Below are 12901 nucleotides of genomic sequence, written 5' to 3'. Positions count from 1 at the left end.
CGTCGTGGACAATCTTCATTTGATTGTCCAAAATAAAAAGCCCTGAAAAGAAATCAGGGCTTTCTGAAGTTGGGGAGCTAACCGATAAGCCGGGTTCTGTCGTGGACAATCATTCATCTAGGCCTGCAATTGCTCACAGGCTCAAGCAATCTACCCGGTTCCAACGCGGGTCGCGCCATAAGGAACCCTATTTGATTTTGCTCCGGATGGAGTTTACCTCGCCACACACTGTTACCAGTGGTGCGGTGCGCTCTTACCGCACCCTTTCACCCTTACCCCATTGCTGAGGCGGTCTTCTCTCTGCTGCACTTGTCGTCGGCTCACGCCGCCCAGAAGTTATCTGGCATCCTACCCTATGGAGCCCGGACTTTCCTCCCCCTGCAAGCAAGCGGCGATTGTCTGGTCAGCTCGCCCGCTATTCTACGTTGTTCAGGGAATTTCACAATCATTAAATATTTAGTGTTTGTTTTGCGCTAACTGGCGCAAAGTGATAAAACTAATCTAAACTGAAATGTAAAAAATGACTAACGAGCACAAATGAGCAAGGGTCCACAGGGTGACGCTTCCCACACCCGATTACTGAAAGATCTCCTGAAACGAATTTATAGTGTATCCCCGGTTAAAGATTCTTTATTTGAAATTGCCGCTGATTACTTTTCTCAGGCACCAGAAAATGAAAAGCGTCTTGCATTCGCTAAATCTCAAATCGATGATGTTGATGAATCTATCGATATGACTTCCGATGCGGAAAAGCTTAAGAAACTCAATGCCAGAAAAGACACCCTGGAAATCAACTACAAAGCCATAGAGCGCGAGCTGGAAGAAAAAAGACTGGCCCGTCTGGAAAAGGTCATCAAAATCACCACCGACTTGATGTCAACCTTGCAGGGCAAAAGCCTTGAGGATTTCAACAGCAATGTTGCACGGGCGCTAGGTACCTTACAACTATTGTCGCCCACGCAAGGTCGCGATGTAGCCAAACAAAATCAAAAAACCAAACACCTTTACAAGGCGATATTGTCCGTTCGCCTGGTGCATCATTTACTGCATGAAGAAAAAATAAAAGACGAATACCTGTGTGCCAAGTTTCAGGAAAACATCGACTACATGGCTGAGGCCGATGAACAATCAGAGGAAACCTCTCCCTATCGCACTGATGTTGAAATTCCATTGATTATTGCCTGCTTATGTCAGGATATTGGTCAGGTTCACCCAGATGCGGATCTGATACTGCGCGGCGAAGACGGTGATCTTGATGAGTTTCGCATGCTGGAAAAAGAAGAGCGCAATAACCTGCTAAAAATAAACTATACCCAATCTCTTAAGTTTGTCACTCAGGGTTTAGGAATGCAGAAGTACGCTGGAAACAGCAAAGAGGAACGCGCCGCATTTAACGACAACGAAAAACGCAAACTCCTGTTCATCAGGAACCTGTTAAAAGGCGCTATTAACCCCGGTGACGGCATTGGCAACCTGTTAAAGGTGCCACAGGTTTATTGCTCTGTAGTGCTGTCAACCAAAGACAATTACAGCTACGAATCTCTGCCCCGCGTTAACGCGGTCATGGAGAGGGGAGCCGAACTCGGCGCCTATAACAAAGCCGTCAGCGATGCCCTGATAGAAATGTTGGGAATCTTCCCACAGGGATTTGGTATTGCCTATATCCCCAAAGATTCCGATGGTTTTGATTTGGACAGGTACGAATATGCCGTGGTTAACTCTTTGTTCCCAAAACAATCTGACGTACCAATTTGTCGCGTTGCCACAAGAGGACTGCAGTTTAATGCGTTTGCACTGAACCACGTCATTGGTAAAACCAACAATTTGTTTTACCCGGCAACCCGTAAAAAGCTGGAAAAAGTCAGCAAAGCCAAACTGATTGAAATTCTGAGGGAACTCAAGTCTGACTTTAACGAAGGTGAAGATTCTGATCTGATCCCGCGCTGCTGGCACCCTCAGGATTTTTTCTCTTTCACCCGGACTCAAAACCTGTGGAATAAGGTCAACTCAATTAAAAACTAACGCTATTTCAGACTCAGACTATATTTGTAAAGATCGTTTTTCTTAAGGTGATAATGCTCTGCAACAATCGCTGCCGCCTTTTTAGCGGGCAACTCCGCTAATAAGGCCTGCATTAGTTGCACCGCTTCTGCCGGCAAATCACCTTCTTGCTTTTTAGCCGGTGCCAGCAACAATACAAACTCACCTTTTTCCCGTTGAGCCTCTTCTTCTAACCAGGCTACCGCCTGTTGCGCTGTTCCTTTGAAGAACTGCTCAAAGCTCTTGGTGAGTTCCTTTGCAATCACCAGTTGACGGTCGGCTTCCAACACCTCGTTGATGTGCAGCAACGTATCTTTTATGCGGCGTGGAGCTTCATAAAATATTGACGTACATGCGCTGCCCTGTACCGCTTTGAACGCATTTTCTCTGGCCTGATGTTTAACCGGTAAAAAACCTAAAAACTGAAAGGCATCGGTAGGTAGTCCGGATGCGCACAAAGCGGTGATCACGGCGCAGGCCCCCGGGATCGGCGTTACCCGGAGTCCGGCATCACGACAGGCGTTAACCAGCGGATAGCCAGGATCACTTATTAAGGGTGTTCCGGCATCAGATATCAACGCAATATCAAGACCAGACTGCAATTGTTCAATCAACCAGGATTTTTTTTGCACTTCATTGTGTTCATGCAATGCAATCATGCGTGTATCAATGGCATAATGTTGTAAAAGTCTGGCGCTATGGCGGGTATCTTCGGCAGCGATTATCGCGACATTTTGCAACACTTCGATTGCCCTGTGGGTAATATCGTTTAAATTGCCAATCGGTGTCGCGACAATGTAAAGTTGTCCATGTGTTGCCATCAAAAATGCCTGTCGTTGTAATACTGAAGTTGCATTTTAAACTATTCGCTCTATTTTGTGGTTATCTATGTTGCAAAACAAATATTTGAATCTCTTGCTTCTGGTGCTTTTATTAGCGGGATGCGGCAGTACACCGAAGAAAACCACATCGGTGCAGGCCAGCCCAACCCCAACAGAAACCCGTCATACTAACCGTTCTCCCGAAGCGTTGCTGGCCCTTGCTGAGCAGTCAGAGTCACCTGCCAGCTACCTTATCGAATTGGTTGAAACCGTGGCAAAAACACATTGCACCAAAGCCATTGATATTGCTCATTTGGTGCAAACCAGGCAATTACTGACTTCCGCACAACAGCAACAACTGGCAATTACACAATCTCAGTGTTTATTGCAAACCAGCAACTATGTTGCCGCAGAAAGTATGTTAGAGAGCATTCCGGATAATTCGCCCTGGATGCAACAAAAGCACGACATGTTGTATCAGGTATACCTGGGATCAGAGCGCTGGTGGCTGGCCGCAAACTCCCTCGCCATCAGTGGGCCTTCAGATTATGCCAATGAGCTTAAGATATGGGCCATAATGCAAAAATTGTCAGACCAGGAAATTGCAACCCACCAAAAGGAAATCAGTCGTCTCAATCCGTTGTTGCAATTACTGGTTGTACAACGGCAGCTAACTCACAGTGACGAATCGACCGACAGGCAGTTTTCCGCGTGGCAAAGTCGCTTTCCCAACCACCTTTTTGCCAGACAGCTACCTGATGATATCGCCGGGATACTCGCGCGTCCAAAAGCCAGCTTTGAGAACGTACTGGTATTATTGCCGCTCTCCGGACCAAGACAGGCACAGGGTGAAGCAATAAAAGAAGGTATTCTGGCTGCCAATTTTTCCTCCAACTTTGCAGAGCGCCAACTGGATTTTGTTGACACTCAGTCATGGACAACAGACAACCCGCCACAGCTGGATTTTACTGGCTATGATTTGGTAATTGGTCCGTTGCTGAAAGAGAATATCGATCAAATTCAAGCCCTTATTCCGGAAGGACTACCGGTACTGTTTTTAAATCGCACTGAAAACGCCTATAAACAATTGGGACAATATTATTATTCTTTGGCCCCCGAAGATGAAGCGGTGCAACTTGCTCAAAACCTACATTTACAAGGGATCAGGCAGCCCATGCTGATCGCATCGGAAAATGCCACTTATCAACGCATGAAATCCGCCTTTTCAGAAGAGTGGCTGAAAAAAAACCTCAAGGCCCCGGTGATACTGGATTTTGTCGATAACAACGACGTCAGACAAGGCGTTAATGACACATTGGCACTGACAGACAGCAAAGAGCGCGTAGCGCAAATTCGCAATTTATTGCGACCGGAGCTTCATGCTTTCGAACGCAATCGCCGTGATATTGATGCCATTATTATTCTGGCGAATACCACCCAGACAGAGTTGATTAATCCGCTAATTGAAGCCAGTACCAGCCCATTTGCAGAAATTATTCCGGTGTATGCCACGTCCAGAAGTTTTAGCCGCAACCTGAGCAACAACGATTTGCGGGATTTGCGTAATTTGTATTTTATCGAAATGCCCTGGATGTTGGGAGAAGCGCAGTATAGCTGGTTGCAAAAACAAACCGACAAACTTTGGCCCGGTCGTCGCGATGCACTGCAACGCCTCTTTGCAATGGGTTATGATGCCTTTAATATGGCGCCCTATTTACCTTTATTAGCGCAGTTTGAAAACCAGTCCTGGCAGGGCCTTACCGGCACCATCAGGCTCAACAACCTCAATCAAACAGAACGAACCATCAAGGCGGCGCAATTTACTGAACAAGAAGTGATTTTACTTGAAGGTGATTAGCGGCCTGAAGGCCAGACTCAATGGCATACGGGCTGAAAAATCGGCCCGCAACTATCTGATTAAGCAAGGGTTAACTTTTTGTGAGGCAAACTACCATTGCAAATGGGGAGAAATTGATCTTATTTTCCGTCATGCTGAGCAATGGGTTTTTGTTGAGGTAAAATCCAGAGCTTCCAGTGAGTTTGGTACTGCCGAAGAATTCTATACGCCTGGTAAACGAAAAAAGTTGCACAAGGCGATAATGCACTGGTTAAGCAGCCAGGGGCTGAATCCTGAAATCACCAACTTCAGAATTGATTTGGTGGCGATAAACGACGACAAAGTAGATTGGTACCAATGCGTCGAATAAACGAGACATAAACAATGATCGAACAAATAAAAGCAAATTTTACCGAATCCATTCAAACTAAAATTGCAGCCGCAGAAACACTGCCGGAAGTGATCCTAACCGCCGGTGGCATTTTGGTACAGGCCCTGATGAACGGCAATAAGATCCTGTCTTGTGGAAATGGTGGCTCGGCCGGTGATGCACAGCACTTTTCTTCCGAAATGTTGAATCGCTATGAACGCGACCGCCCCAGCCTTCCGGCAATGGCCTTAACCACCGATCCTTCTACTATCACTTCGATAGCCAATGATTACAGCTACGACGAAGTGTTTTCTAAACAGGTACGGGCACTGGGCCAGCCTGGCGATATTTTGCTGGCAATATCCACCAGTGGCAACTCCCGCAACGTAATTAAGGCGATGGAAGCTGCGGTCAGCAGAGACATGAAAATCATTGCTTTAACCGGCAAAGACGGCGGTGAAATGGCCGGATTACTGGGTGCCAATGATGTAGAGATCCGCGTTCCTTCCAACCGTACAGCACGAATCCAGGAAGTGCATTTGTTAGTGATCCACAATTTGTGTGAAGTCATCGACGACAGCTTATTTCCTGCTCATCACGACGAATAACCAAAATTAAAGAGGCGATTAATGAAAAAAGTTCTGTTGCTACTCGGTTCTGTTTGGCTGCTGTCTGGCTGTGCTGCCGTGCTGGTGGGCGGTGCTGCTGTGAGTACCATTACCGTCAATGAAGACCCCCGTTCTCTGGGGGCACAAATTGACGATACAACGTATGCCACGAAGATCAGAAGCGCCCTTTCCGAAACGCCGGCAATAGAAAAGAACGCCAATGTGAATGTGCACGTATACAACGGTGCGGTGTTGCTCACAGGGCAAGCACAAAACAACAATATTAAAGCTGAAGCAGAGCGTGTTGCCGCCGCGGCAGCTGACATTGTAACCGTGCACAACCAGATCCGAATCGCCAACTCAACGGCGGTTTCCACACAGGCTCACGACGTCTGGCTGTCGTCTAAGGTACGCGCCAGTTTACTGGCTAATAAACAAGTCAATTCATTAAAAATCGACGTGGTGGTGGAAGACTCCGAAGTCTTTTTAATGGGTATAGTGACCGAAGCAGAAGCACAAAGAGCCATTGATGAGGTCAGAAATATCAGTGGCGTCACCAAAGTTTTTAGTGCTTTTGAAATAAACTGATAGTGGCAGGTGAAATAAAATGTGTCGTAGAAATGAGTTCCGATCTACTCATTGATTTGCCTTACCAAGGTGTTTTACCCACAGCGGGTCACATTTAGGCGAAATCGACACCCGTCTGTATTTCTCCTGGGTCACCGTGGTTGTATCTTCCAACGGCGTCAAATAGACAGCATTGTACTTTGATGTTGCTTCTTTGAAGGGGAAACCCCCTCTCCCCCTTGTCCATGGCGAGAGATGACATAATTCTCAAGCGCAGAACCAGAAAAGTGTCTCATTTGAGCTCATTGAACCATAAATAAATTTACCTGGCGGTATAGTTCAACGGGTACGCTGAGTAGATGTATGACGCTGAGACATATACATGCCAGCGTAAGCTGGCATGCACAAAATCAGATTACAACATCAACTTTGTTTTTAACTCAGCCACATATTTATGCTCAGGGTAGCGTCGAACAAATTGCTGATATACCGTATTGGCTTGTACTACCAAGCCTTGCTCAAGCGACTGGACGATAAGCTGTGCGTCAAACTCCGGGTGCGAAAAGTGCATGCTAATAGTATACATAATCGCCAGTTCCCGGGCTTTATCAACGTCATCGGCAAGGCTGTAGGCATAGAAACCATATAATGCCAAATAGTTAATATCAATATTATGTTCAGCCTGTTGTAATGCCAGATCGATCTCAACGGGACCGTTTTGTCGGGCGGCAGAAATTAATGCCATTGTTGCTTCATCAGAGAATGGTTTTCTTGCACTAACCGGCAAGCCCAGCGCCAGCACCATAGCTTCAGCGGCTTTGGCAACCGAGCCTGGGTTTTGCGCAGTAATCAGCTTTCCGTCTACTGCGACATAAGGTAGCATCGGTGCGTTATGCACAAACTGCGCGCCATTTTTTATTAAATGGTCTTGCAGCAAAAACGGAAAGTCCGACAAATGCTCACTGCTAAACGCATGCTCTTCCTTGTTGGTAAAACCATTAACCTGCTTACCAGCCACGAAATAACTTCCATCGGTCAACTTTAAGTCTGCAATGGCTGCTGGACCATGGCAGACAGCTGTAATTACTTTGTCTTTATCTATTGCGTTGGTTAGCAGTTGCTGTGTTGCTTGATGGCTGGGTAAATCCAACATTGCGCCAGAGCCTCCAATAATAAACACACCGTCATAATGCTTAATGTCAGTTTCGGCGGTCGCCAGTGTATTCGCTAACTGCGCAGTAGCAAGCGATTTGAATCGCTGAATATACTTCAACGCGTCTTTATTGTTTTTAACCAGTACTGCACCGCCTTTCGGGCTGGCAATATCCAGCTTTACGCCATTGTCATGTAATACTAAATATGACTGAGCTAATTCTTCTAAATCATAACTAAGTTCAGGGTTAGCTTCTGAACCGTAACTGGAGATTAACATTAAAACGCGCTTTTCTTCAGCAGATACAAAGGAGCTAATTAATATAGTGCAGGTAAGTATATAGGTTAGAAATTTCATTGAATTATTCCTGTTATGTAACAGGTTCAGCATAACTAAACGACCGTCGTAACCTTGTGAAGAAAATTAAATCGGGCAATATTGCCGCTCAATTGCCCATTAAATTTCCTCTAAATTACTTTGCCTTCTGTTGCCAATGCCCGGGGGCTCCATCTTTAGACTTTTACTTTTTTAACGCCGTTTGGTTATATAAAAACACACTTAGCTGACCATCAATGTCGGTGAAGCTGACTTCTAAACCAGAATCCTGATGAACATACTGATGTTTACCTTCCACGGCGGACAACGGATAAATGTCACCGTTGGGAAATTTAATAGCGATACCATCTGCCAATTTCGATTTAAGCAATGACACCTGCAGTCCATTTTCAAACTCATAATCCCCTTCCAGCCTGTGTTGCTTAATCGGGTCAACCATCCGTCTTCTATAGGTTTTGGCCTTGTAATCAGGCCAGTCATATACGTAAGACACGGCTCTTATCATCTCAAAACCAACACTAAAGCCCGCATCAGAATTAGTCAAAAACACCGCACCATCTCCGGTTTCAGGATACATCAGCATAAAACTGCGATAGCCGACATTGCCGCCGTTATGTTTAAAAAGAAATCTTTTCTCCGCGCCATCTGTAACAAATGTCATAGCTGGCTGACCACCAAAATAGGCGGATAAATCTTCCTCCGGTTTAACCGGTGCTAACATTTGTCGCACTGAACGCTTCGAAATAACGTCACTCTTACCGTGATAACCTTTTGTTAATTCAATCGCTAACTTGGCCAAATTTTCAGCAGTTGACCACAAGCCCGCAGCAGCCTGCTCTGGATGCCGCCGCCAGCCACCGTCGATAATCGCGCCAACGCTGTCATGCCCCAGCGCTACCTCATTCTTTGTTTGATGCGGATATAACATATCAAAGGAGCTATGATGCATATCTAATGGCTGTAGTACCCAGGTATCCATCAGCTGCTCAAACGGTTTACCGAATTCATCCTGCAGCGCTACTTCTGCCAGGGTGTAACCTGCCCCTGAATACATCACTTGCTTACCAGCTGCAAACTCAACTGCAACGGCTTTTGTATTGGCGGGGTTTTGTCCAAGCAGGGTTTGTTGGTCGGTTGGGATAGTAGCTCCCTGCATGTAACCCATATAACCGCCGGCTGACAAGCCAGAACTATGATTAAGCAGGTTTTCAAAGGAAATTACCTTGTCAGCATCCGCTTGCTCGACAGGCAACTGAAAAGATTTAAGATATTCGGTAATCGGCTTGTTTATATCAATCTCACCTTGATCATGCATTCTCATTAGTGCAAAAGCGGTAACTGGTTTAGCTAACGATGCAGCCTGAAACACGGTACTACTGGTTACCGGCCTTTCTGAGGACGAAGATAAACGGCCATAACCATTGGTCCAGACTACTTTGCCATTATCAATTAACGCAAAGCTCAAGCCTGGCACCTGATAAAAAGCCAACCTATCCTCAACTGAAAAAGTGGGCACTGAGTCGTTTTCAAACACTACCGGCAGCCTTAGTCCATGCTCTACCGCGATTTGCTCTCCCTTCGATTCAGCAACCACAATCTCTGCCTGACAACATATTACAATTTGGATAACTATCATCGTTGACATGAACAGATATTTCGTCACTTTGCTTTTCCTTTTTTAATTCACAGTCACACTAACAAACATCAAGCATATATGAAAATACCGGCTAACCATTGGCGCAAATATCAAATCCCGCCGGACAGGTTTTCGGCTTAAAATCACGAGTCCACTGCCTGAACTCAATCCAGCTAAACTGCCGCCAACCACGGATATCTACCAATGTCTTAACATCAAGTTTTAGCGCATCTATAGCTTGGGCAAAGCGCACCATATCGTGGTAAATACGTGGTTTAGCCGTTTTTAACTCGGTAACATAGTGATCTTCTGCCAGCACCATGCCGACAGAGGGTAAATAAGCCAGCAAATAATGTTGTGAATGTGCAGTGGCGATATCAAACAGCTTCAGATCACCCAGCGTGAATTCTACTCGTTCTGGGACCAACAGCAGTTGGTCCGGCTGAGCACCAGCAGCATATTTTAAAATGGTATCCTTGTGCTGCATGGCAACTACCAATGTTGCCCCCAGTTCCAGGGCGTTGTCCAACCCGCGCACGTTGGCATTATGATGATGAGTCACCACAAAATACTTGAGTGGCTTATCTTGCATCGACAGCTTTTTAATCTCGTAAAAATTCTCCGTAAGCGCCTCCGCTGCGCCCATAGCGATATAATGATCGGCCTGCTCAATAAATACCGTTAATGCCCTGCCTTTACCGGCCTGAAAAACACCAGCGCTGAGTTTCTTTGCAGTAAGTTCTGACGCATCTATGGTTGCACCCCAGGGCGTGAAATGGTCAAAGCCACTAAATGCCGCGCTGAGTTCAGGATTGAGTTCAAGATAACGATGCACTGAGCTGAGCCGCAGCTGACCATTGACGAAGAAATTCATATCGCGAGCATAGGGCAATTTAGCTGCGATATTGTGATTGGAGAAAATATACAACATGTCACCTGCCCGTGGATGCTGGCGCAGTATTTTATAGATAAGGCCGGACGTACTATCTACAAAGTAGGTATAGCGCTCACCAGAAGCATGTTGCAATATGAGCTTTTGCTGCAAGCGGCCACGGTAATATTCCTCGCCATTGAATTCCAATTCCGATGACAGGCGAGCTAAACGTCTAGCTTGCAGCGTATCACTGCTGCGCTCTAACGATGCCCCTAAACGGTCAAAGTTTGCCCAACTTTCTTCAGAGTATTTTTCGTGCAGAATGTCGTACATGATGGTGCTATCACCCTGCTGTACCCATTTTTCTAAATCCAGGGTGGTACGCGGTACCCGATACGATAGCAAACTCTTGCGCTGGTTTTTATAGTCTATAGTCAGCTCTTCGTTAATACGCCATAACTCTGGTACATCCGGTAATTCGGACTCGCCTGGCCAGGGGCCTTTGTTGTAGTCGACAACTTTAATGCTGTTAGCTTGCAATAGGGCAGCGCCGCCGTAGGCCATAACCAGCTTATCGATAATAGATAGTACTTTATCGGAAGCCCCTTTTTTCAACTGCACATTATTTTCCGATGCAATACCTGAAAATGCGGTCAGCCCCAGCACTAAACAAACGGTAGTCAAACACATTTTTACTTTCATATACACTGTTCCTGTTGTGCGATAATTGCAAACTAACAAAGGCAATGTCGTGAATTTGTGAAAGCACAGACTGCCACCTGACAAAATCTTCCGGTTAGGCGATGCCGACTTTAAAAAATCGATTATTTTTTAAAGTCGGGCAAACTTGCTGGCAGAATAGTTTGGCCAGGGTGAGCAAAATGCACTGCAGTTCGACGCCAGAAAGCAGGACTGTTGCAGTGGTTGTGATCCATAGCAATTCCTCTCTATTGATCAAGATAGTGAAATCATTCATGGGTTCTGTTTCTCTAATTTGTTTAGTGATAGATCATGTCACCAGGCACCATGAATATTCTTTTCTGACTTCATGTTTCAGAAAGTAATTTTATTGGGACACCTCAGGTTTGATAGGCAAGGGCTAACACCGGCTGCAGTGCAAGGATCAACTTTGGCCCGTAAAATCTCGTTATTTTGTAAAGACCAATACTACCGACAAAGTCTTCACACTGCCTTTGCTAGGCTAGATTGCTGAGACATAGGAGTAAGGGTTATGAAAACTATTATTAGTTTGTTACTAAGTTTGGTGCTGCTTGGCGGTTGCACCGGTACGCATCTGGATATTTTTCCTGAATTGGAAAACCCAGACCAGATGCAAAAGAAAATTGCCCCCAAGTTGTTACATCAGGATATCGACGCCCTGGTTGAAGGAGTTAAACTGCGCCACCCGGACTTTGCCGGTTATGCCGATGAAGTAACGCTTTATCAGCAGGTCGCTGAGCTTAAAGCAAATATCTCCACACCTATGACACGGGTAGAGTTTTTCCGCCATATCGGGCAATTGTCACATCTGTTTCAGGATGGCCACAGCTTTTTAATCTGGCCCTATCAGGAGTTGGACAAACTGCGCGAACAAGGCGAAAAGCCCTTTCCGTTTTTAGTTAAACTTAGTACCAATGGAGTCTTCGTTGCAAAACAATACCGATATGCCGAGCAAGTGCTTCCTGCTGGCAGTCAGCTTATTAGTATAAATGAGCTGGCAGTGGCAGATATTTTCACTAACCTCCAACGTTATGTCGGTGGCGAAACTACCGTTCTACGACAGGCCTTTGTCGCTGAACGCTTGCCGTTTCTACTGTGGGCGGTATACGGATTTATTGATCAGTTCGATATTGAATACAATCATCTGGGTAAAACACAACGCCTGCGTATCAACAACCAACAAAACTGGCAGATTGTCCAGACACATGATCCTGATACAACGGCCGACGTTGTTTATCGCCGTTTGAATGATTCTACCGGCTATTTGGATGTAAACAGTTTTGATGTGGAGCCGGATGTATTTTCTGACCAGTTAAAGTCCGCCTTTAGCCAAATTGCCCAAGACAACGTCAGCGCGCTGGTAATTGATATCCGCCACAACACAGGCGGCAATACTGATACGGCTACAGAGCTGGCTAGCTATATCGCCAATAAGCCTTTCCGTTTGGTATCGCAGGTTACAGAAAAGCTCAACACAGACAATCGCGGCCTGTTTGGATATAAAGGTGACATTGGTGAGATTATCAGAACTGAATGGGATGACTATGTAATGCCAAACGCGTCGGAGATTCACTTTAAAGGCAAAGTTGTCGTGCTTGTTGGGCCGGTTAGTTACTCTGCTGCAATCGTATTTGCCACCACTATTCAGGATAATCAGTTTGGCTTACTTGCTGGTAAAGCAACGGGTGGCTTCGCCAACCAGAGTGCACAAGGTAACCTATTTAATTTACCCCACTCACAGCTGCGGGCGTATGTTGCAACCCGTTTGCTGGTAAGGCCAAGCGGTGATAACACCGTAAGTGTTGTACTACCGGAGCTACCTATTGCAGACAAGCTGCAGGATCAGCAAAACGCTATCGATACCACCCTTCAACAGGTGCTACAACACCTGAGTACCGCTGATAACCATGCTAAGCTGCAATAAGCTGTACACAGATTA

The 12901-nt window shown here is 45.9% G+C and carries 11 protein-coding genes and 1 other RNA gene; 6 read left to right on the top strand and 6 right to left on the bottom strand.

Annotated elements, in window-relative coordinates; all coding sequences use genetic code 11:
* Positions 1–69 precede the first annotated feature (69 nt).
* An RNA gene (rnpB, locus tag LJ740_RS05910) (RNase P RNA component class A) lies at positions 70–411 on the bottom strand.
* Between the two features lie 126 nt (positions 412–537).
* Here rnpB and LJ740_RS05905 point away from each other — a divergent pair.
* Positions 538–2022, top strand: a complete 1485-nt coding sequence (locus tag LJ740_RS05905) for a hypothetical protein (RefSeq protein WP_229528152.1) — start codon at positions 538–540, stop codon at positions 2020–2022.
* Positions 2023–2024: 2 nt separating this feature from the next.
* Here LJ740_RS05905 and rsmI read toward each other — a convergent pair whose 3' ends face one another.
* A complete protein-coding gene (gene rsmI, locus LJ740_RS05900) occupies positions 2025–2861 on the bottom strand; it encodes a 16S rRNA (cytidine(1402)-2'-O)-methyltransferase (protein ID WP_229528151.1) in 837 nt (278 codons plus the stop codon).
* A 67-nt stretch (positions 2862–2928) separates the two neighbouring features.
* Here rsmI and LJ740_RS05895 point away from each other — a divergent pair, with 67 nt between their 5' ends.
* From LJ740_RS05895 to LJ740_RS05880, 4 genes are read left to right on the top strand one after another with little or no spacing between them, the layout of a single operon-like run.
* A complete protein-coding gene (locus LJ740_RS05895; RefSeq protein ID WP_229528150.1) occupies positions 2929–4719 on the top strand; it encodes a penicillin-binding protein activator in 1791 nt (596 codons plus the stop codon).
* Positions 4712–5068, top strand: a complete 357-nt coding sequence (locus LJ740_RS05890; protein WP_229528884.1) for a YraN family protein — start codon at positions 4712–4714, stop codon at positions 5066–5068. The genes LJ740_RS05895 and LJ740_RS05890 overlap by 8 nt, the downstream gene beginning before the upstream one ends.
* A gap of 14 nt (positions 5069–5082) precedes the next feature.
* Positions 5083–5676, top strand: coding sequence for a phosphoheptose isomerase (locus tag LJ740_RS05885; protein ID WP_229528149.1), 594 nt, complete (start codon positions 5083–5085; stop codon positions 5674–5676).
* Positions 5677–5697: 21 nt separating this feature from the next.
* Positions 5698–6264 carry a BON domain-containing protein gene (locus LJ740_RS05880; RefSeq protein WP_229528148.1) on the top strand — a complete coding sequence of 189 codons (567 nt, stop codon included), beginning with the start codon at positions 5698–5700 and terminating at the stop codon, positions 6262–6264.
* Positions 6265–6658: 394 nt separating this feature from the next.
* Here the strand turns inward: LJ740_RS05880 and LJ740_RS05875 are convergent, their stop codons facing one another.
* The 4 genes from LJ740_RS05875 to LJ740_RS05860 form a co-directional block, all read right to left on the bottom strand.
* A complete protein-coding gene (locus tag LJ740_RS05875; protein WP_229528147.1) occupies positions 6659–7753 on the bottom strand; it encodes a DJ-1/PfpI family protein in 1095 nt (364 codons plus the stop codon).
* Between the two features lie 163 nt (positions 7754–7916).
* Positions 7917–9377 (bottom strand): serine hydrolase domain-containing protein, encoded by a 1461-nt coding sequence (locus LJ740_RS05870; RefSeq protein WP_229528146.1) that lies wholly within the window; start codon positions 9375–9377, stop codon positions 7917–7919.
* An 82-nt stretch (positions 9378–9459) separates the two neighbouring features.
* A complete protein-coding gene (locus LJ740_RS05865) occupies positions 9460–10944 on the bottom strand; it encodes an MBL fold metallo-hydrolase (protein ID WP_229528145.1) in 1485 nt (494 codons plus the stop codon).
* A gap of 94 nt (positions 10945–11038) precedes the next feature.
* Positions 11039–11218 carry a hypothetical protein gene (locus LJ740_RS05860; RefSeq protein ID WP_229528144.1) on the bottom strand — a complete coding sequence of 60 codons (180 nt, stop codon included), beginning with the start codon at positions 11216–11218 and terminating at the stop codon, positions 11039–11041.
* Between the two features lie 255 nt (positions 11219–11473).
* On the opposite strand from LJ740_RS05860, the gene LJ740_RS05855 reads away from it, so the two are divergent.
* A complete protein-coding gene (locus LJ740_RS05855; protein WP_229528143.1) occupies positions 11474–12886 on the top strand; it encodes a S41 family peptidase in 1413 nt (470 codons plus the stop codon).
* Positions 12887–12901 lie beyond the last annotated feature (15 nt).

It is taken from the genome of Planctobacterium marinum, assembly GCF_020687805.1.
In the GTDB taxonomy this organism is placed as follows: Bacteria; Pseudomonadota; Gammaproteobacteria; order Enterobacterales; family Alteromonadaceae; genus Planctobacterium; species Planctobacterium marinum.
The sequence above is the reverse complement of the archived record's forward strand: the minus strand, read 5'-3'. Positions and strand labels throughout refer to the sequence as shown.